This window comes from Bacillus sp. MYb209, from assembly GCF_002975175.1.
Taxonomy (GTDB): domain Bacteria; phylum Bacillota; class Bacilli; order Bacillales; family Bacillaceae_G; genus Bacillus_A.
The window spans coordinates 95,254-117,151 of sequence record NZ_PCNZ01000004.1; the positions used below are offsets into that span (position 1 = coordinate 95,254).

The window sequence follows — 21,898 nt, forward strand, 5'->3', positions numbered from 1 at the left end:
AAAGTAAATACTAAAAAACTCCTATATCTATAAATGGAATAGGAGTTTTTACATTGCTCACTAATAAATTCTCCTTATAAAAAGAGGACTAGCCGTAGATACCGTAATACGTTTACTTTACCTTTCCCTCTTCCTCCAGCTTCTTCATCTCAGCCAAATACTTCAACTGCCGCTCCGCTTTTCTCACCGCCGTAGGAAAGTGTTTTTTCAGAAGTTCTACTGCAGATTCACTTATATAATATCTTTCCGTTATACTTTCCCACGTGTCACTACTTTCGAATGCACTCCATACAAAAGGACGCTCTGTATTTTTTCTCATTTCTTTAAATACCCATTTCCGCATCTTTTTTTTCGCTTTTTCTGTTAGTTTCCCGTTCTTTACAAGTTCAAGCTCACCATGTCTTTTATATCGTTTGTTAATATCTCTCTCGCCATATACTTTAAGAAATATATTTGCAGTATTCTCAGCATCTGCTAAAGCTCGGTGTTGCTTTCCTTGCCATGTTAAACCGATCTGTTCTACTGCGAACTGTAAACTTGGCGTATGTTCAAACAATTCTTCATACGCTTGGAAAACGAACTTTTGCAAATCAAACCTGCTCTCTTTTTCCATACATGGGCATTCTACACCGTGTAATGTACAATCTTGAGATAGAAAACGATAATCTTCTTTTCCCCATGAAATAAATATAGAATCTTCTCCGATGAACTGAATAAATTCCTCTATAATTTGAGGGAATTTCTCGACACCAATTAAATCTTTCTTTGTAATTCCAGTTAATTTTGTTGTATGACGAGTTAATGGGGCACTTGGTTTTACTAACTCTGAAAATTCTCCAATAACCTTCATTGTACTCACATCTATTTTTATAGCTCCAATATCAACTATTTCTGACGGATCTTCTGATTTATACGGCCTAAAATTCCTTTCAATATCAAACACAATGAAATGTGTAGCCTTTTTCAATTTGTATACCTCTTTCTAATTCCTATTAATATGAAAAGCCTAATTAACAGCTTCACTTTATTTTCAGTATCTATTTATACATGCAGTTTATACATTTAATAAACTTAAATATAAATCAAAAATTCAGTCTTATTCACAAATATACATAGGAGGACATTCACTTATCAAAAAAAACGCAAAAAAAAAGAAGGGCAAGCCCTTCTTTTTTTCATAATTACTTCTTGTTTACGTTTGTTGCTTGAGGTCCACGGTTACCTTGTTCTACTTCGAAAGTAACTTCTTGACCTTCTTCTAAAGATTTGAAGCCGTCGCCTTGGATAGCTGAGAAATGAACGAATACGTCTTCTCCGCCTTCAACCTCGATGAAACCGAAACCTTTTTCTGCGTTAAACCATTTTACTTTACCGTTTTGCATTTAAAAAATCCTCCTACAATGTACCTATATGTACATATTCATTTTCAACCACTTTACAATAATACTCTATAAATTAAAAAACTGCAACCCCCCGAAGGAGATTTAACATTGCTATCCTCCTCGGAAGTTACAGCTCATTTAAATCTCTATATTATTAAAAGTAAAATGGTTTAAAGTAACTATATCATATCAATATAATAAAAGTAAAGTTTTTTTAAAGCTATACAGCTTTTTTCTTCCACTGCATCGCTTTTAATTCACCTGATCCAGCTACAACATAGCCTTCTTTTTCATTAACAATGCGCCAACCATGCCCTTTAACCGAATCACATACTGTAACAATTCCTTCTTCAAGAAGCACACGGCAAACATTGCTAATCCCCGCCTTATTTTGCGTTGACGTTGTATATAACACATGTTGATCTACGCTTAAGTCTAAATAGCTACTAGCTTTTTGTTCACTTTGACATGTATGCCAACATATTTTATCACTTTCGATACTCTCATCTATTCTACAAAAAGCAATATTCCCGCTAATTCCCCTGCAAGATCCACTTGCCGCTACTAAATAGGAATTATGTATAGTCAACGCAGAAATCATCTGATTCATCGCTATTTTAATTCTTTTTAATTTACGTGTCTCTAAATCAAAAAGCCAAACACCACCATATTTAGTATGTATTTTCGTACCGATAAATAAGTAATGTTTATATAAAAATAATGATCGAATAGATGGTGCCTCACTACCGTAATTAAGAAATGGCTGAATAGTCTCCCATGTGGCACCAAAATTATTAGAATGATACAGTGTTTTATCCCCATGAGCAATTACTGTTCCATTCTCATTACTACATACATTCCAGCTCGTTGCTTTCGTTGGAAAGCGCTGGATCGTCCACGTTTCTCCACCATTCATACTACGAATAAAAACTCCTTCGTCTCCTACTCCGTAAACTACGTTACCTTCACTATGTAAATCTCGAATTCGTTTTTGGAAATCAGTTAAAACCTGTTTCCATTCTCCATCTTTTTCGATGAATAAACCATTATATGTAGTAGCTAACAAAAGCTTTCCATCTCTTAACTTTGTAATAGCAGTTGCACTTAACATTGTTTCCACGTTGACACTCCCATTCCTAGAACTTCTCGGCAAAAGCAATTGCAAAATCACTGCATTTTTCAACGTCTTCTTTATCTTCTGGAGCTAATTCAATTTTCAATCCTTCTTGTACAAGTTCTGCCCCGCATTTTACAAGACGTTCTTCAAATATCGTTACCGCTTCACAAAACAGTTCATACGCCGTATCACCTGATCCAAAAACAGCCACTTTTTTACCCGTTAAATCTATATTTTCTAACTCATCATGGAAATCTTCCGCTTCAAATGGTAATTCACCATCACCCCACGTATAAGATCCTAAAATGATTCCATCATAAGCTAATAATTCTTCAGCATCCATACCTTCCATCTCTTGCAATACTACTTCATGATCAAAGGCATCTAAACTTACTTTAATTAAATCAGCAATACTCTCTGTATTTCCTGACATACTTGCATACGCTATTAAAATTTTCGCCACTTTGACATCCCCCTCTTACAATAAATGATTCTCATTCTCATTATATTAATAATGAGAATCAATTTCAATTATATTTTTTGTTATTTTATTTAATTCCATAAAAAAAAGAACAGATGACTATACAATCATCCGTTCTTTTTTATTACTTTTTAAAAATACCAAATGGTTTTCCAACTGGTAATACAACTTTTTCGAAGTGTGTATTTAACACAGCTGCTGCTGAACCATAGAAAGATAATAATGAAATACATAGTTCAGAATACGCTGCTAAATTATGCATTGCATGCGGCATAACACCTAAAGTACTTAATGAAAGACCGATAAATAAGAAATCAATAAGGACGAAAATCATAAATAATACTTTGTGTGTTTCCATTGCACCAATTGTCATAAAGATCGTAAAAATCAAGTATCCGATAAAGGCTACACCAAGCTGTTTTGAATCTGCAGTTTGGGCTAATTTTTCGCCAAATACTCCAAGTTGAATTAACCAAGTCGTTCCAACACCTAACCAAAATAGGCCGTAAGCACCAAATGCTGTTGTACCGAACGTATTATTATGCTTTGCATCGTGAATACATGCAAAGATTTGTGCAAATCCTCCTAAAAAGATTGCCCATGGTAATACAAGTGAAACGCCATCTGTTAAGCCTAACTTTTGAGATGATGCTACAAGTGTTACCATCGCTAATCCAAATAGACCAATTCCAGATGGATCTGCTGTTGTCATTTTCACATGATGTGTAGTAGTTTGATTGCTCATATAAACCTCCTGATTATAAACATACTCGAATACAATACTTAAATCAGAAGGCTATGTCAATGGTTTTTTTTGTATGTTGTCAGACCTTATCTTATATAATAATCGAAGATACTTCCAACCACTTCATAAGGTTTTATATTTACATTTTCCAATTCATTTACCGGCATCCATAAAGGAATATAGCTGCCTCTATCTTTCCGCTTGAATTCCTCACCTTTACCGCTTCCAAAAATTCCATCTATAATATGGGCATCATAATAATACTCGGTACCGTTATACTCCACCGTTGCGATAAGGTGCCCCATTTGTATATGTATCCCTAATTCTTCGTAAACCTCTCGCTTCGTTGCTTCTTCAGGTGTTTCTCCTTCTTCAATTCCCCCGCCTGGAAAAACAAAATACATCTCACCTTCTCGAACACGTTTTATAAGAGCGATTTTACCATCCTGTATAATTATGGCTGCACCGCGATTTCTTCTCATAGTATTACCTTAATACCAATTGCAATTGTTCCCCACTCTTGCTCTTGTTCTTTCGTATATATTTTGTATGTACTTTCTAACCTTTCCTCTAAACTAACATTTTCACGATCAAATAATTTTTCATCAATTTGTTCATACATTTCTTTAAAGCTCTCGTATCGCCTAACTTCTGTTACTATTACAGCAATTTTCTCTGCCGTCACAAGGTTAGTAAATACAATTTCATCACCTTGTTTTATTTGTTGACGCTTTTTATCATACAATCTAACTTCATATACTTTTTTGCCAGAATAAATAGATTGAAAAGGTTCATTATATAGTCCCATTTGATGTCTCATATTTTCCACTCCTCTTCATTAGTCTAACATATAGCTATTATGAGAACTTGTACATTTCATACAGGAATATTCATCTTCCCTCTCCTCAGAAATACTAAACTTAACAATCTTACCGGTTGTTAGAAGTGAAGAATTAATAATAATGATGCTATACTGTATACGTTGTCCAACAAAATTCCACACATATGAGAGGAGTTCGCTACATTATGCGCTACGTTATCGTAACAGGAACTTCACAAGGTTTAGGTGAGGCAATCGCCGTGCAATTGTTAGAAGAAAATACAACCGTTATCTCTATTTCTAGGAGAGAAAATAAAAAGCTTGCAAAACTCGCAGAGCAAAACAACAGCAATTGTATTTTCCATTCCATAGATCTTCAAGATGTACATAATTTAGAAAATCGCTTTAACGAAATCTTTTCATCTATTGAAGAAGACACTGTCTCATCTATTCATTTAATTAATAATGCAGGCACACTTGCACCAATGAAACCTATTGAAAAGTCAGAAAGTGAACAATTCATTACGAACGTTCATATTAATTTAATCGCACCAATGATCCTTACTTCCACTTTCATGAAACATACGAAAGACTGGAAAGTAGATAAACGTGTTATAAACATTTCATCTGGTGCAGGAAAAAATCCTTACTTTGGATGGGGAGCTTACTGTACAACGAAAGCCGGTGTAAATATGTTTACACAATGCGTAGCTACTGAAGAAGCAGAAAAAGAATGTCCTGTAAAAATTGTCGCTTTTGCACCTGGCGTTGTTGATACAAATATGCAAGCACAAATTCGTGAAACAAATAAGGAAGACTTTATTAACTTAGAACGCTTCATCGCATTAAAAGAAGAAGGAAAACTACTGTCACCTGAATATGTGGCGAAAGCTATTCGTAACTTACTAGAAACTGAAGACTTCCCGCAAGGCGAGGTTATTCGAATTGATGAATAACGAGAGCTGTATTTTATAAAATACACATACTCTTGACCGAGCATTGGATTTGAAATCCCGTATCGACAACTACTAAATAATTATCGATACGGGATTCTTTATTTAAATGTGCTCAACTATGTTATAAATATTTCATTAAAAGAAAAAAGACAATTTCCCCATTTCATTTATTCCTTCTTCAACTACTGCCCTTATCTTTTCATTTTCAAATGATATGCTTCCTCAAGTATTGACTTTAAATTTTCTGCTCTTTTTGAGATAAAAGCGGTCCAAAATCTTTCTCCAATTTCAGCAAGTTGCTTAGGTGTATACACATTATTTTCGAATTCACCCCAGCACCCATCTTTTGTTAGTTTATCCCAGTAAATATAGTCTGCGAATTTTCTATTTTCTTTCGGAACAGCTGACCCATAGACTCAAGATTTACTAAATCTGGACATAACCACATTGCTGTACATACAGATAATAATCCTCCATGTACCTCATTCAAGTTTTCCAGGCCAGCTTCCGCCAATGATTCTTCCCACGCCCTATGGCGATGCGTAGTTATTAGCAATATATCTTGATATTTATAATTCATATGTTTAACGAATGCAGCTTCCCAATATGCACCACCATGTCCATTACATAGCACAAATTTCTTAAACCCTTGTCTTTTTAGGTTAAATACTATTTCCTCTAACATTGTAGTTAAAACATTTGGACTTACAGTTATTGTTCCTTTACAGTTTGCATGTTCTTCCGATGTATTAAAAGGTATAGTTGGCAAAACGTAAGCATTTAAAACTTCTCCAAATGATTCTGCATACTTCTCTGCTATCAATGTATCCAAGTGCATCGGTAAATATGGACCAAATTGTTCTGTTGCACCAACCGAAATTATTGCCGTATCTGTTCCATTCTCTACTATTTCTCTTGTACTATTTTTATAACTTAGCATTGTAAATACTTGCCTCCATAAATCTTTATTTGCATATGTATTTTTCAAAAATCACCACACTCTCCTCATTCAACTAATCTGCCTAATTTAGTTAAATAAGAAAAACAAAAACACTATTTAATAGCACTTTTTGCGATAACCTCCATCCTGAGATAGAAAACAATCAATATTCTGATAATAACACAGATTATCTATTTATTACTCGGTTAAAAAAAAAGATAGTAGGGATAATCAATCCCTACTATCTTTTTTATCATTCATATATATTCAATTAAAATAAATCATTTCATTCTATTTCTCTAAAAATATAAGTACAGACTCCATGATTTGTTCATAACCAATTTTCTGGTAAATTTTATTCGATGTTGGATTTGCTAGATCAGTATATAATGTAGTTGTTTTATACCCTTCATTTAACATTCGTTGGCTGAGGGCGGCTACACAATTTGAAGCATACCCTTTTTTCCGTTCTTCTTTCGGTGTATATACAAAATTGACTGTTATATTATTTGTAGTCGGTCTCGTTTTTGCAGCTACAGAAACTAATTTCCCGTCCACTTCCAGACCAAATAGACGATTTGTAGTTATTAATGTATGTGCAGTTTGTTTTGCTTTTTCTTTTGTAGTAGGGAGCTTCACGTCTTCACAAAATTGATATACCCACTTTTCTATTAACGGTAGCTCATCACGATTTATTTCCCGAAGAATACCCTCCCTATCCCATTTTTTCTTTACTTGTTTTAATGCATATATACCTTGCTCCATCACAACAGTAGTTTTTTTATGTTCTAATATCGCAATCTCTTCCGCTAATTTCTGTACGATTTTCTTATTACCAATCAGTCCAGGAATATCCGGGTATATGCGCGTTAATTGCTTTGCAAGTTCCACTATAGCATCTTCGGAAATTTCAGATGTAGCAACAATAATTTGTTTCTCCTCTGTTTTAAGAAACACAGTCACAACTTCTTCTCCTTGTTTCATTACCCCCATAAACTTTGGCTCTTGAACAACTTGTAATACACCTAATAGTAAATTATTTTCCTGCTCGTTCTTTTCTAAAAATGATATAACATCCTTTTTGAAATGAAGAACATCTTCATATACATGCAATTGAATCATCGACAATCTCTTCCCTCGATTTATATTTTAATTAAGTATTGGCGATTAATTCATTAAATCCTTCTTTTACGATTCAATAATATTTGAAACTAATGTGTTCAAATCATTTTCAGCATGCAACACTCTCTTCTTTTCCTTCTCAAATAGCTCTTCTTCTTTTCGAAACGATTCTTTACGTTTATTAATCATACGCTCCATCTCTTTTTTACTCGGTCCACCATATACATTTCTTTTTTGAATAAAAGCTTCTGGTGATATAATTTCTTTCCACTCTTCTTCTAATAAATTTACTTTCAAATTTTCTTGTAAGTATACATTTATGTCTTTGAAATTTAATTCATGTAACTCCTTTTTCTGCTCCAATGACATATTCGCAATAGCACTTGCTGCATGATGTGCATGCCGAAATGGTATTTCATAGTTTTTTGTTAAAACATCTGCGAAATCTGTAATCGTAATCGCGTGTTTATATGAACGATTTTTTAACGTTTCCTCTTCTACTTTCATGGTTCGAATAACTGCGTTCATAATACAAAAAACACGAATCGCCTTTTCGATTCCTTTATATAAATATGGCTGCAAGTCATCCTCCGTATCGACAATATCGCCAAATGGTGTATTATGAATCATTTGAAATACAGTAAATGCTTCCCCTAAAGCACTACTCGTAATAGCACGGGCATGTTCTATTGAAACAGGATTTCGTTTTTGCGGCATAATACTACTTATTTGCACATATGGCTTCGCTACAGTAATCCCATCATATTCTTTCGTCGCTAATAGTAAAAAATCATGAATCCATCTACTCGTATTCGTCATAATAACCATTAGTAACGAGCTAACTTCTAATAAATAATCCGCTCCAGCAACAGCATCATATGAGTTCTCAATTACATTTGTAAACCCAAGTAACTGTGCCACTCGTTCTCGCTTAATTGGGAAGCTTGTTGTAGAAAGGGCAGCTGCCCCCATTGGAGAATGATTTAAAAGATGATACGCTTTTTTCATTCTTTCTAAATCTCGTTGCATCGTATCGTAAATTGCCAAAACATAATGACCAAATGTTGTCGGCTGCGCCGGTTGTGTATGTGTATACGCGGGCATAATTGTTTCCATATGTTCACCGGCGAGCTCCAGCATACTTTCTTGCAGCAATAAATGATGTTCCATTAACCGCAATACAAATTGCCGTAAACTCATGCGATACATCGTTACACCCATATCATTTCTACTTCTACCGATATGCATATTACTTACAAATTCACACTTTGCTTCTTGAGAAAGCAAATGTTCAACTAAGAAAAAAAGATCTTCATGTTGCTCTGTATATAGCAACTTCTCCTTTGGAATCCCCTCTACTTTTTTAAGTGCGGTTAATATAACTTTCGCTTCTTCTCTTTTCATTAACTTTTCTTCAGTTAACATAGTAATATGTGCCCTATGCACTTGAAACATATCTTTTAATAAATAATTACGCTGAAAATTAAATACGTGCTGTAATACACAATCTACATATGTTTTCCCAGGGAAATCAGCGCCTTCATTCTTAATAAACTCTTCTTTACTCTGTTTCATCACCTTTTCCCCTTTCGCCTAAGTGTTATTACCCATCATACCCAGGGATGGTGAAAAAGTGCTTGTACATAAAAATAAACTCGGCGCTGATAGCACCGAGTTTATTTAATAACAGTCGCATCATACTTATCACTTTGCAACACTTGGAAGTGTAGATTTGCTAAATGTTTACGTATTTCAGCACTGTCATCTTCATTTAAATTATTTGCCAAGAAAACAATTTCTGTACAGTTTCCGCGTTTATCCATTGCATAAACTGCTTTTGTTACCGTCCATGGTGTATAACCATTCTTTTGCCCGGCATGTCTGAATGTTTTACGATATTTTTTTGCACTCATATCTGTTTCAACGATATTCGCCCACACTTTTTCTTCTGCTTCTGTAAGACCACCTTGATGATTTGCCTTTTGAAGCAGTACCATATAATCGTTAGCGGAAGCAGCCGGCAATCTATCCGACCAAATTTTATCGTAACGTTCCTCTAAATATAGAGGAATTTCCTTTTGTAATAATGGTCCCTTCTTTTTTAAGCGTTCATGAATAATCATAGCATATTCACGATATTGCTCTTGAGACATTTCTTTTAACTTTTTCTCTATTTTATATTTTGGAACATGTAATTCTTTATGCAAATATCCCGGAATGTATAAAGATGAAACGATCGGAAATAGCGGTTGATGTGCAGGAAGCGCTAAACTTTGTAAATTCCGATTAATATTGTCTAATCCTAATACCTCCATTAAATATTCAGTATTTGCATTAGAACTAAACTTAACCATTCCTTTTGCAACTTCTTCTAAAGAAACCGCTCCTTCAGTTATCTTTTCCTTTTTTTGCAAATAATTTTGCCATCTATCTTGTGCACCACCATCTGTACTCGGCACATAATAACGATTCACATCATTAATTGAAACGAAACTAGACGGATCGATTTTCCCCTCTGTAACTTGTTTCGTATATTCAAGCGCCACAATTAACTTCATCGTACTAGCAACTGGCAATACAACATCTGGATTTACAGAATACACGACTTTATCATTTCTTTTTATTAAAAGTGCACTATTCTTTTCATCTTTATGTTCTTCAATAAAGGATGCTATGTACTGCGCATCATCATTATTTGAACTCCACACTTTTTCCACTAAAAAGTTACCTGATATCAGCAAAACAAAAATACCCACAATCACTGCGCATACTATAGTTTTTTTCAAGTGAAATTCCTCTCCTATTGTGTAACTCTTCTCTCTTTATATAAAAAACAAAATAATGGAGATGATTATTTAAATAATCATCTCCATTATTTTACTTGTATGTTCCTATTATGTCTACGTCATAATTTTCACAAAATCCTCAAGAAACTTTTTATAATGTAAAGACCAACCAATTCTCACCCAATTTTTCAATGCTTTCGCTTCAGGCTGCGGACGAAAATCAGCGATACTCTCTCCTTTTGCAGCTCCAATCGTATCGACATCAACACGGCGATACACGTAATCTAAAAGAGATGGATTTACCGCTACCATCATCGTAACTACATCGTGCACTGGGCTTCCTGTTATTTTAGGATTCAGATTTTTATAAGCTTTATAATAATAATTGAAAATCGGTTCTATTAATTTCTTGAAATTCGTTTTAGAATGTTTCGTAATGTATTTCACCATTTCTGGTGTAATAATCGCTTCTGAAGTAACGTTAAGCGGTATTAATGTCACATTTTTCGCATTTTGCATAACTAATTGTGATGCAATTGGGTCACCATGAAAATTGGCTTCCGCGACTGGTGTAACATTTCCGGGCATTAAAAAAGCACCGCCCATTATATAATATTCCTTCACATACTTCATCATCGGTTTCTCCAAAATAAACGCTGTCGCTAATGTTGTTGATCTGCCGGCATCAACAATGATTAGTTCCCCTTTATATTTTTCAATGATATCGAAAAATGCGCAAAAAGGTTTAATATTGGGTGAAAAAGTTTTAGGAGGCTTAATAGGTCCCAAACCGTCTGCCCCGTGAATTTCCGGATAATACGTTACAAAATCCCCAGATAAAGGAATTTTCGCTCCATTAATAACAGGTATATCTTCCCGCCCTGCTAACTGTAATAAATATGCCGCATTACTCGTCGCCTTTTCTTGTGTTATATTCCCATATCCCGTTACTACTCCAACAATATCAATATCAGGATGCAACAATCCATACATAATTGCTAAAGAGTCATCAATTCCTGGGTCTCCTAAAAATAATATTTTTTTCATAGACCTCAACTCCATCCCATCAATTGTTATTACTTTATGAATACATGACGGAATACAGAATGAAAAAGATAAATTTTGTATAAACAAAAAACGTAGGAACTTCATATTAGAAGTCCCTACGTTTTTCTATATTTTTATGCTACTTTTTTCATCGTAACCATACTACCAATTATATAAGAAATAAATGCAAAGCAAATCGGGAAAACAACTGTATGTATACCGAATGGATTAGGGTAGCAAAGGTGAATAAACATATAGGAACCTACTCCAACTAAAATAGATGCGAGAGCTCCAGTTGCATTTCCTTTTTTCCAATATAAACCTAACACAATCGGCCAAATGAACGCTGCTTCTAAACCACCGAAAGAAAATAAATTTAACCAAATTAAAAAGTCTGGTGGCTTAATAGCGGCGGCATATACGAGTAATCCTACGATACCAGTAATCCATAGGCTACCTTTCTTTATCGTACTATCCGCGGCATCTTTATTTATGTAGTTCACATATATATCTTTAATAATTGACGAACTTACAAGTAATAATAATGAGTTCACAGTAGACATGATCGCTGCCATTGGTGCAGCTAAGAAAACTCCAGCTAACCAAGGTGGCAACACTTCCATCGCGAGTAGTGGCATTACTTTATCTGGTACCGTTATGCCTGGAAGGACTACTCTTGCAAACACACCTGTTAAATGCATACCAATCATAATTGTACCGACGACAACCGTTCCAATGATTAATGCTTGGTGCATAGCTTTTGAATTTTTATAAGACATAGCACGCACACTAATTTGCGGTAATCCAACGACACCAATTCCAATTAAAATCCAAAATGATGTGACATATGATTTCGTTAAACTTCCATCCGCTCCGAACGGTGTTATTAAATTCGGATTAATTTGAATAAGTTCCTGCATAATCTTTTCAACTCCGCCACCAGCAATGACAGTAGCAATTAAAATGATCGTTGTTCCGACTAGCATAATGATTCCTAATAACGTATCTGATAAAGCGACTGCACGAAATCCACCAATTAACACATACACAAGTACAGAAAATGTAAATAAAAATAGTGCCGTTGTGTAGGAAAGTCCTGTTAGCGACTCAATTAATCGTCCGCCGCCAACCCACTGGGCTACTGTTGCTGAGAACAAAAAGATTATAATACATAACGCAGAAAGAACAACTACCGCTTTATTATTGTATCTGTCCTTTAAATAATCAATAAGCGTAATTGCTTCCATCTTCCTAGCGATAATAGCAAACTTTTTACCAATAACCGTTAAAACGATATATCCTGTTACAACTTGAATCGCTGATAACAGCACCCATCCAAGACCCATATTGTAAGCAATACCAGGCCCGCCAATAAAGCTACTTGCACTACCGTACGTAGCAATCATCGTCATAGCTAATAATAAGCCACCTAGTTCACGCCCACCAAGAAAATATTCTTGTAAAAATTTATTATTAGCGGTTGCTTGTACACGTCTTGATGCATATACGCCAATTAAAAACACAACGATAAAAGAAATTATCATTGGGATTATTACATACCAATTCATCTATCATTCCTCACTTTTTTCTTCCTCATCGAGTGAAATATCTTGAAATAAAAAACGAACAACTAAAATAAGCAAAATAACCATTACGATAAATCCAACGATACAGCTATAAAAAAACCATGCTGGAAAACCTAATACATATGTATATTCACTCGGATCCTTACTTCCAAGCCCATAAGCAAATCCATACCATATTATAAAATTAATAATAGCTAATCCAAGACCAATTAACGCTTCTCTATGGGCAACTCGAAAGCGCGGATCATCATGATAATTCTTCATTTTCTCCCTCCTCTCACGATGTATAATTGTACCACTGTTTTTCTAGTTTTTCCTACTAGAAAACAAAAACGCGCAGGATTTTTTGTAATTATATAGAATACAATGTTTCATTACATATTTTTTACAATTGTAATGAAAATGAAATTTGAATTTTCAGCATTTGTTATTTATGATTTTAAGTAGAGGCTTTTCATCTAGTTCCCACATCCTTGATTTCGGAATAAACGCCGTCTCGTACTGCGTTTAAATTATATTTTCAAGGGGGTTATACAATGAGTCAACTAGCTGTAAATCTTCATGAAAAGGTAGAGAAATTTCTTCAAGGCACAAAGAAACTATATGTGAACGGAGCGTTCCTCGAAAGCGCTTCCGGAAAAACGTTTAAAACTCCTAACCCAGCAACTGGTAAAACACTCGCTATCGTTGCTGAAGCTGGTCGCGAAGACATTCATAAAGCTGTTGTAGCTGCTCGAATGGCTTTCGATGAAGGTCCTTGGTCACGCATGAGCACCGCTGAACGCAGCCGCCTTATGTACAAGCTTGCTGATTTAATGGAAGAACATAAAGAAGAGCTGGCACAGCTCGAAACTTTAGATAATGGAAAACCAATCCGCGAAACTTTAGCAGCAGACATTCCTCTTGCAATTGAACATATGCGCTATTATGCTGGATGGGCTACAAAAATCGTTGGACAAACAATCCCTGTTTCTGGTGAATATTTTAACTATACACGCCATGAAGCTGTTGGTGTTGTCGGTCAAATTATCCCATGGAACTTCCCACTTCTTATGGCAATGTGGAAAATGGGTGCAGCCCTTGCAACAGGATGTACAATCGTTTTAAAACCTGCAGAACAAACTCCACTATCCGCTCTATACTTAGCTGAATTAATTGAAGAAGCTGGATTCCCGAAAGGTGTTGTTAACATCGTTCCTGGATTCGGTGAAACAGCTGGACAAGCTCTCGTTAATCACCCACTCGTAGATAAAATTGCATTTACAGGTTCTACTCCAGTCGGCAAACAAATTATGAGACAAGCATCTGAATCGTTAAAACGCGTTACATTAGAGCTTGGTGGTAAGTCGCCAAACATTATTTTACCAGACGCTGACTTATCTCGAGCGATTCCAGCTGCGCTTTCTGGTGTTATGTTTAACCAAGGACAAGTGTGCTGTGCTGGGTCACGCTTATTTATTCCGAAGAAAATGTACGATAATGTCATGGCTGATCTCGTTCTATATTCAAAAAAATTAAATCAAGGCGCTGGTCTAAATCCAGAAACTACAATCGGACCTCTTGTTTCTGAAGAACAACAAAAACGTGTAATGGGTTATATTGAAAAAGGAATTGCAGAAGGTGCTGAAGTACTTTGCGGAGGAAACAAACCATTCGATCAAGGTTACTTCGTTTCTCCTACAGTATTCGCTGATGTAAATGATGAGATGACAATCGCTAAAGAAGAAATTTTCGGTCCAGTTATTTCCGCATTACCGTTTAACGATATTGATGAAGTAATTGATCGTGCGAATAAATCACAATTCGGCTTAGCGGCTGGTGTATGGACAGAGAACGTAAAAACGGCACATTATATTGCAAGCAAAGTACGTGCAGGTACAGTATGGGTAAACTGTTATAACGTCTTTGATGCAGCATCTCCATTTGGAGGATTTAAACAATCTGGCCTTGGCCGCGAAATGGGATCTTACGCGCTGAACAACTATACAGAAGTGAAGAGCGTTTGGATTAACTTAAATTAACGAGAAAGAACCTGACCTACTCGGTCAGGTTCTTTTCATTATGTATTCATTTACACTTGCAACCCACCGCTCACATTTAATACCTCTCCTGTAATGTAAGACGCATACTCTGATGCTAAAAAGGCAGCTGCGTTTGCAATATCTTCCGGTGTTCCGATTCTTCCAACTGGAATCGCTCCAACCATTTTCTCTTTTACTTTATCCGGTATTGTTTTTGTCATATCAGTATCCATAAATCCTGGACAAATCGCATTACACGTAATACCAAAACTTCCAACCTCTTTCGCTGCTGTTTTTGTTAAACCTACAACCCCTGCTTTTGTAGCCGCATAATTTGCTTGTCCAATATTTCCTTCCCTACTAATAGAAGAAATATTAATAATCCGTCCATACTGTTGTTGTCTCATATAAAGAAGTGCTGGCTGCATACAATAAAAAACGCCAGTTAAGTTCACTTGTAATACTTGTTCCCAAGCAGACTTCTCCATCTTATGTAACATTGCATCTTTTGTAATCCCAGCGTTATTGACTAAAATATGTAATGTACCAAATTTTTGCACCGCATATTCAATTAACGACTTCGCTTCATTTTGATTACTCACATCACATCGATATAAGCTCACATCATACCCTTCATCTGATAATTCACGTGTCGTTTCTTGTAGCTTCTCTTCATTTACATCACTAATTAATACTTTAGCCCCTAGTTTTGCAAAAACTCGTGCGATTTCTTTTCCTATCCCCTGCGCAGCACCCGTTACAACAGCTGTTTTCCCATTCAATAAGTCCATCCCTATCCCCCATTTCTATTAGTTATATTGTATATTTCGGCTCTATGCTTTCCAAATCCTCTTTGTATAAAAAAGTCTATTTGTGTCAAACTAACTTTGCAACGCCGCATAAAACACAAGGAGATTGTGTCGAATGAAAAAAAAGAATGTAAATCGAAACAAAGCTGCCGATGGCATTGATGTTGAGTTCGCTCGCGAACTCGCTGATCACAATGACTTAGAAGCAAACGCACGTGCAAATGCCGCTGATGCACGTCAAAAACGCCAATCAACAGAAAAATAAGGCACTACAACGTTCCTTATTCTTTTCAACAGGGACCTACTACCCATCAAAATAAACCGAGAGTATCTCTCGGTTTATTTTCTATATTTCTTTACGTAATGCGCTAAAGCAAGTAACGGATATATATGCCCATAACTATGGTAGCGAATATAAAAACCACCCGGTAACCCTGTACCAGTAGGATATTTTTCATTCATAGTAGACTGCGCGAGCAAATATGAAATTCCTTTTCGAATAATCGGTGTTTCTTGATCGTAGTAAGAAATGAGTGCATCAAGTGCCCACGCTGTTTGTGACGGCGTGCTAAAGGGTAAAGAAATAAATTTTTTCTCTACACTACTTTGACAGGATTCTCCCCACCCTCCGTCTTCATGCTGCAAATGCTCGAGCCATGAAGCTGCTTTTTTCAACGATGGATGAGTAGAAGGCACTCCTAATGCACGTAAGCCTGTCATCGTTGCCCATGTCCCGTATATATAACATATCCCCCATTTTCCATACCATGATCCATTCTGTTCCTGTACATCCATTAACCATTTGATGGCTTTCTTTTTTTGCTCTTCAGGCAATTCATTCGGTGCATACGTTCCGAATAATTCTAACAGCCTACCTGTAATATCTGGTGTGGACGGATCGGTTATCATATCACTCGCATTTTCAATCGGCAAATTCGCTAGTAACTTGCTCGTTACCCCTCGTTCAAAAGCTCCCCAGCCTCCATCATTGTTTTGCAATCCTTTTACCCATTCCACGCCTCTTCCCCACGCATCATCTACTCTATCATTCCCTCTACTTCGCGCTAACGCTCTAAGAGCAGCTGTAGTATCGTCTATATCAGGGATCGTCGTATTAACATCTGAAAATCCCCAACCGCCAGCTACAAGTGATGATGCATGTACGCTCCAATCTACCTTTTTAGTTTGTTGTTTTTGCAATAAATACTCTGTCGCCCTTTGAATCATCTTATTTTCATTTGTAACTTTAGCTTCTTGCAATGAATAGCTAAGTAAAGCGGTATCCCATACGGTAGAAGGAGAATTTTGCAAATGACTTCCTCTGTCCATCTTCCATATATAAGATTTTAATCCTGTCACAGCTTTCTCAATAATTGGAGACTGAATAGAGTGCCCTAATGCAAGCAAAGCATAAATCATATAAAACGTAGCACTCGCGTAACTATATAATGTTCCATTTTCATCTATACGCTCCTTCATAAAGCGCTCTACTTCTTCGTATCCTTTATGATGTAACGATAATGGATAAGATATTACCTTTTTCACATCACCTAAAAACGATTGAAACAGCGGAGACCGCTCCTCTCGAAACCATTGTCCACCCCCGCCTGCAATATGATTTAAATTTGGCAATAACTTTTTCTCTACACGGAATCTCTTATTCATACAAATCATCATCGGAATTAAATGTATACGCGCTGAGCTGCTTAGCCCAAATATACTGAGGGGGGAGTCATCTTGTAAAAATAAGATTGGCGTTGGAAAGTGAAAAAGCGCGGGAAATTCATATTCTCCATGAATCGCTAATAAAAATTTCGTCATAAAATGAGCACGAGAAACTCCCCCATGTTCCTTAATAAACATTTCAGCTCGCCTCATATTCATATCTTCTTTCGAATATTTTTCCGAAGCAAGTAAAGCAGCATATGCTTGAATCGTCGCGGATAAATTCCCTTCCTTTTCATCTTCATATAATTTCCAAATTCCTTCATTTGTTTGAAGAGATGCTAACCTTTTTACAAACGGTTCTATTTCGTCATTTCGCCCTAATAATTTGAGTAAAAAAATCATATGACAATCCGTTAGCAAAGCTCCTTCAAAACAAAATGACCACGTTCCGTCTTGCCTTTGCATCGTTTGAAGTGCAGTCGTTCTCCGCTCTATCTCCTCACGCACTTTGTCATATAGTAGCACACCGCTCACCCACCCTTTCTAAGTCCGTATACGATATTCGAAAACTTAGCTAAATATGTATGAAAACAAAGAAAAGCAGAACGTGTATTACACACATTCTGCTTACAAACAATACCCAACCCCGACAACAATTCCTAATAGTGCACCAACAACAACTTGATAGGGTGTATGTCCAACGAGCTCATTTAACTTTTTATATTCTGTTTGTCTACCATGAAAAAAATCATTCAATATTTTCGCTTGCTTACTAACCGCAAGCCTTACTCCTGAAGCATCGTACATAACAATAATGGCAAAAATAGCGGCAACCGCAAATATTGGACTCTCCACACCTTCCACCACTCCGACACCTGTAGCAAGTGCAGTAACAGTCGAAGCATGCGAACTTGGCATTCCACCTGAAGCAAAGAACTTAGCAAAATCAAACTCGCCTGTTTTTATTAATTTAAAAACGACTTTCGTTAACTGTGCTAAAAACCAAGAAATTACAGCTGCTATAAGTGGGTCATTATGTAAAATTGTTTCCATGTTTTTCAGCTCCTCACTGACTATAATGGAATTTCTATATAATATAAGTATAAAGAAAAATGCGTAGAAAATACTACGCATTATGATACTTTTGCTGATTTATTTTTAATAAATTTTGGTTGTTTCTGTAGTAGAAACTTTGTTTTCGCCATTGAAAAGACAAATAAAGCAATCCATATACAGAAAAACGCAATCATATGAGTAGATGTGAAATGTTCACCAAAAACGAACACACCTAAAATTAAACTAATAGTCGGCGCGATGTATTGTAAAAATCCTATCATATAGAGCGGAATAAGTTGTGCTCCTTTAGCAAAATAAAAGAGTGGTAATGCTGTAACAATACCCGCCCCTATTAAAAGAAACGTTGATATTGCCGAAATAGAACCGAACGAACCGAAACCATGCACTCCTGTCATAAACAAATATATAAGTGCAAATGGCGTCACTAACATCGTTTCCATCGTAAGCCCAATTGTTGCGTCGTAATTTAATAATTTTTTCGTTAATCCATATAATCCAAATGAAAAAGCAAGTGAAAGAGAAACCCATGGAATTGATCCGAAACGTATCGTTAAAATAACAACGCCTAATCCAGCTAAACCAACCGCAACATATTGCCAAAAATTAAGCTTCTCTTTTAAAACAACTGTACCAAGTAAAATACTTATAAGTGGATTAATATAATACCCAAGACTTGCTTCGATTACATGGTTATGATTTACGGCCCATATGTATACAAACCAGTTTCCACTAATAAGTACCGAAGCAATTGTTAATGAGATTAATAATTTAGGTCGTTTAAAAAGGGTCACTAACTCCCCACCAAACTGACGAAACCTCTTCGTTACTCCTAAAACTAACAACATAAAAACAAATGCCCAAACGATGCGATGTGCTAATATTTCATCTGCCGGAACTTCCTCCACCCATTTCCAATAAATCGGAAGAACTCCCCACATCGTATACGCACCTGCTGCATATATAATCCCCTGCTTTTGCTGTGCTGTTTGACTCCCCATCTTTCTTTTTCTCCTCTTCTCTTTTTTTCTTCATTATAAAGTCTCACATGCTTACTTTACCAATATTCAATCTGCATTTCTTTCGACATCCCTCTTGCAAATCCGTTATATGTATAAAAACACTCCTACTGTTATAATAACGAGCACTGGAATACCGAAGACAAATCTACTTTTATGTGTCTTATGATGAAACATATACATACCAATCCAAGCTCCAACCGCTCCTCCAGCTGCAGCTGATAAAAACAACGTACTTTCTGGCGTTCTCCACTGCTTTTTCTTTGCTTTTCGCTTATCAAGCCCCATCATACTAAATGCTATAACGTTGATAATAATAAAATAAATCCATTTCATCTCTTTCTCTCCCTTAAAAAATTCGCTTTATGTTAACACGAAAACAAGGTGCGCACAAATAAAAATGGCTATAGGTAAAAAATAAATCTTTTTAGCCTACAACCATCATTGTAATACCTTATACTCTATTTCTAATATTACTATGTTTTTTCGCGTATATAAAATAGATAAAAATACCTACAATAACCCAAATTGCAAAACTGATTAAAGTAGTTTTAGAAAGATTTGATGCTAAATATAAACAACTTACTATCGCAAGTATAGGTAAGAATGGAACTAACGGAGCACGGAACGGTCTTTTCAAATTAGGATGTGTCTTCCTTAATACTATTACAGCTATAGATACAAATATAAAAGCTGTTATCGTTCCCACATTCACTAAGTTTGCCAACAAATTCAAGTCCAATAAACCTGCTAATACAGCCGCAAGAATACCCGTAATCCATGTATTAAAAAATGGTGTTTGATAACGTTTATGAACGCTCGAAAATCTTTTTGGTAATAATCCATCTCGGCTCATCGAGTATGATACTCGAACAAATGCGAACATAGCAACTAACAGAACTGTTGTTAAACCAGCTATCGCTCCAACTGATAATAGACCAGCAATTCTATCCTCTCCTACAATACGCAGTGCATATGCAACTGGATCAGCTACATTCAGATCCGTAAATGGAACCATTCCAGTTAACACGAATGAAACACCAACATAAAGAATTGTACAAATGCATAAAGAGACAAGTAATCCAATTGGAACGTTACGTTGTGGGCGTTTCACTTCCTCTGCTGCTGTTGCAACTGCATCGAAACCTAAAAAGGCAAAAAATACAGTAGCAGCTCCTCCAATAACACCATGGTATCCAAAAGGAAGAAACGGCTGCCAATTCTCTGGCTTTACATATTTTGCTCCTACAATAATAAATACTAAAATAACAGCCAGTTTAATAATAACCATTATATTATTTATACGTGCACTTTCTTTCACACCACGACTTAGTAAAAATGTAACAACTAAAATAATAATAACCGCTGGCAAGTCAATAATTCCACCATTCCCCATCCCTGGTGCAGAAGCAACGATTGCCGGAATATGAATATTAAACCCTAGTAGCAATGACTGAAAATAGGCTGACCATCCCGCCGCCACTGCAGAAGTAGCTAATAAGTACTCTAACATAACACACCAGCCAACTATAAAAGCAAAAATCTCACCTAATGTCATATACGTATACGAATACACACTTCCTGAGACCGGGACTGTAGATGCAAATTCAGCATAACAAAAGGCTACACAAGCACATACAATTGCAGCTAACATGAAAGATAATACAATTGCTGGACCAGCATGTTTCGCTGCTACAATACCTGTTAATACGAAAATGCCTGTACCAATAATTGCTCCAATTCCTAAAAGCGTTAAATCAATTGCTCCTAAAGTTTGCTGTAACACTTTTTTCTTTTCTTCATTCATTGCTTTCTTTATAAATAAACTCATTCGTAGAAACCTCTTTTTCAAAATTATCCCTTACTCATTACAACCTTTATTACTTTTGCTATTACACATTAATAATATTCATGCTTTACTTCCACTCCCTATATAAACTCCACAAATTACACACCTAAAAATCGGAAAAATCAATCTTCTAAAAATACGCTTATTAACAGGCATATTTTTAGAAGATTGATTGAATTTATCACACGATTAATTATATTGTCAACAATATAATTAATTCACCCGAATTGAATAATTATAAACAAAATAGCATTCCAAAATATACGATACTACTTGAAAACACTGTTAATTCCCATTTCAATACATTTTATATTATTTCGGAATTCATTTTTATACATCGGACTCAATGAAATCCCCATATGCAAACACGATAAAACCAGTCGATTCGTTATATAGAAATAATTATTCATCTTGTTAGACCGATTAACTTCCCTACAAATTGCAAACAGTATTTTCACTTAAGACAATAAAAAAAG

General features: G+C 35.7%; 23 protein-coding genes. 3 read left to right on the plus strand and 20 right to left on the minus strand.

The features are described from left to right. Positions 1-112: 112 nt before the first annotated feature. The 7 genes from CQZ94_RS09620 to CQZ94_RS09650 form a co-directional block, all read right to left on the minus strand. Positions 113-967, minus strand: coding sequence for an exonuclease (locus CQZ94_RS09620; RefSeq protein ID WP_105585227.1), 855 nt, complete (start codon positions 965-967; stop codon positions 113-115). Positions 968-1,181: 214 nt separating this feature from the next. Next, entirely contained in the window at positions 1,182-1,382 is a 201-nt protein-coding gene (gene cspB, locus CQZ94_RS09625) for a cold shock-like protein CspB (RefSeq protein WP_001179147.1), read from the minus strand. Positions 1,383-1,602: 220 nt separating this feature from the next. After that, the gene (locus tag CQZ94_RS09630; RefSeq protein WP_105585228.1) at positions 1,603-2,502 is read right to left on the minus strand and encodes a WD40/YVTN/BNR-like repeat-containing protein; all 900 of its coding nucleotides are present in this window, start codon (positions 2,500-2,502) and stop codon (positions 1,603-1,605) included. 16 nt (positions 2,503-2,518) lie between these two features. Then, positions 2,519-2,962 carry a flavodoxin gene (locus tag CQZ94_RS09635; RefSeq protein WP_001062757.1) on the minus strand — a complete coding sequence of 148 codons (444 nt, stop codon included), beginning with the start codon at positions 2,960-2,962 and terminating at the stop codon, positions 2,519-2,521. A 142-nt stretch (positions 2,963-3,104) separates the two neighbouring features. Next, a complete protein-coding gene (locus CQZ94_RS09640; protein WP_002199725.1) occupies positions 3,105-3,725 on the minus strand; it encodes an acetate uptake transporter in 621 nt (206 codons plus the stop codon). An 86-nt stretch (positions 3,726-3,811) separates the two neighbouring features. Beyond that, positions 3,812-4,207, minus strand: coding sequence for an NUDIX hydrolase (locus CQZ94_RS09645; protein ID WP_105585229.1), 396 nt, complete (start codon positions 4,205-4,207; stop codon positions 3,812-3,814). After that, positions 4,204-4,545, minus strand: a complete 342-nt coding sequence (locus CQZ94_RS09650; RefSeq protein ID WP_105585230.1) for an ASCH domain-containing protein — start codon at positions 4,543-4,545, stop codon at positions 4,204-4,206. Before CQZ94_RS09650 ends, CQZ94_RS09645 begins: the two co-directional genes overlap by 4 nt. 206 nt (positions 4,546-4,751) lie before the next feature. On the opposite strand from CQZ94_RS09650, the gene CQZ94_RS09655 reads away from it, so the two are divergent. Next, positions 4,752-5,501, plus strand: coding sequence for a (S)-benzoin forming benzil reductase (locus tag CQZ94_RS09655; RefSeq protein ID WP_105585231.1), 750 nt, complete (start codon positions 4,752-4,754; stop codon positions 5,499-5,501). A 349-nt stretch (positions 5,502-5,850) separates the two neighbouring features. Here CQZ94_RS09655 and CQZ94_RS09660 read toward each other — a convergent pair whose 3' ends face one another. The 7 genes from CQZ94_RS09660 to CQZ94_RS09690 form a co-directional block, all read right to left on the minus strand. Further along, positions 5,851-6,489 (minus strand): creatininase family protein, encoded by a 639-nt coding sequence (locus CQZ94_RS09660; RefSeq protein WP_258166015.1) that lies wholly within the window; start codon positions 6,487-6,489, stop codon positions 5,851-5,853. A gap of 243 nt (positions 6,490-6,732) precedes the next feature. After that, positions 6,733-7,569: a GNAT family N-acetyltransferase gene (locus CQZ94_RS09665; RefSeq protein WP_142395795.1), complete on the minus strand. Its 837-nt coding sequence runs from the start codon at positions 7,567-7,569 to the stop codon at positions 6,733-6,735. 60 nt (positions 7,570-7,629) lie between these two features. Continuing rightward, a complete protein-coding gene (gene argH, locus CQZ94_RS09670) occupies positions 7,630-9,138 on the minus strand; it encodes an argininosuccinate lyase (RefSeq protein ID WP_105585233.1) in 1,509 nt (502 codons plus the stop codon). Between the two features lie 101 nt (positions 9,139-9,239). Beyond that, positions 9,240-10,349 carry a serine hydrolase gene (locus tag CQZ94_RS09675; protein ID WP_105585234.1) on the minus strand — a complete coding sequence of 370 codons (1,110 nt, stop codon included), beginning with the start codon at positions 10,347-10,349 and terminating at the stop codon, positions 9,240-9,242. A gap of 114 nt (positions 10,350-10,463) precedes the next feature. Then, positions 10,464-11,396 (minus strand): nucleoside hydrolase, encoded by a 933-nt coding sequence (locus CQZ94_RS09680; protein WP_142395796.1) that lies wholly within the window; start codon positions 11,394-11,396, stop codon positions 10,464-10,466. A gap of 134 nt (positions 11,397-11,530) precedes the next feature. After that, entirely contained in the window at positions 11,531-12,964 is a 1,434-nt protein-coding gene (gene panF, locus CQZ94_RS09685; RefSeq protein ID WP_105585235.1) for a sodium/pantothenate symporter, read from the minus strand. Positions 12,965-12,967: 3 nt separating this feature from the next. Beyond that, complete coding sequence (locus CQZ94_RS09690; protein WP_002014357.1) at positions 12,968-13,246, minus strand: YhdT family protein; 279 nt, start codon at positions 13,244-13,246, stop codon at positions 12,968-12,970. A 272-nt stretch (positions 13,247-13,518) separates the two neighbouring features. Here CQZ94_RS09690 and dhaS point away from each other — a divergent pair, with 272 nt between their 5' ends. Then, positions 13,519-15,003 (plus strand): aldehyde dehydrogenase DhaS, encoded by a 1,485-nt coding sequence (gene dhaS, locus CQZ94_RS09695; RefSeq protein ID WP_105585236.1) that lies wholly within the window; start codon positions 13,519-13,521, stop codon positions 15,001-15,003. 50 nt (positions 15,004-15,053) lie between these two features. Here the strand turns inward: dhaS and fabG are convergent, their stop codons facing one another. Further along, positions 15,054-15,794 carry a 3-oxoacyl-ACP reductase FabG gene (fabG, locus tag CQZ94_RS09700; RefSeq protein WP_002111090.1) on the minus strand — a complete coding sequence of 247 codons (741 nt, stop codon included), beginning with the start codon at positions 15,792-15,794 and terminating at the stop codon, positions 15,054-15,056. Positions 15,795-15,927: 133 nt separating this feature from the next. On the opposite strand from fabG, the gene CQZ94_RS09705 reads away from it, so the two are divergent. Beyond that, positions 15,928-16,077, plus strand: a complete 150-nt coding sequence (locus tag CQZ94_RS09705) for a YfhD family protein (protein ID WP_002066466.1) — start codon at positions 15,928-15,930, stop codon at positions 16,075-16,077. A gap of 74 nt (positions 16,078-16,151) precedes the next feature. On the opposite strand, the gene CQZ94_RS09710 is transcribed toward CQZ94_RS09705, so the two are convergent. The 5 genes from CQZ94_RS09710 to bcaP form a co-directional block, all read right to left on the minus strand. After that, positions 16,152-18,005, minus strand: coding sequence for a terpene cyclase/mutase family protein (locus CQZ94_RS09710; RefSeq protein WP_105585237.1), 1,854 nt, complete (start codon positions 18,003-18,005; stop codon positions 16,152-16,154). 102 nt (positions 18,006-18,107) lie between these two features. Continuing rightward, positions 18,108-18,533, minus strand: coding sequence for a divergent PAP2 family protein (locus CQZ94_RS09715; RefSeq protein ID WP_002111092.1), 426 nt, complete (start codon positions 18,531-18,533; stop codon positions 18,108-18,110). Between the two features lie 80 nt (positions 18,534-18,613). Next, positions 18,614-19,555, minus strand: a complete 942-nt coding sequence (rarD, locus tag CQZ94_RS09720) for an EamA family transporter RarD (protein WP_105585238.1) — start codon at positions 19,553-19,555, stop codon at positions 18,614-18,616. Between the two features lie 105 nt (positions 19,556-19,660). Then, positions 19,661-19,909, minus strand: a complete 249-nt coding sequence (locus CQZ94_RS09725) for a DUF1294 domain-containing protein (RefSeq protein ID WP_105585239.1) — start codon at positions 19,907-19,909, stop codon at positions 19,661-19,663. A gap of 118 nt (positions 19,910-20,027) precedes the next feature. Next, positions 20,028-21,404, minus strand: coding sequence for a branched-chain amino acid transporter BcaP (bcaP, locus tag CQZ94_RS09730; RefSeq protein WP_105585240.1), 1,377 nt, complete (start codon positions 21,402-21,404; stop codon positions 20,028-20,030). Positions 21,405-21,898: the final 494 nt, after the last annotated feature.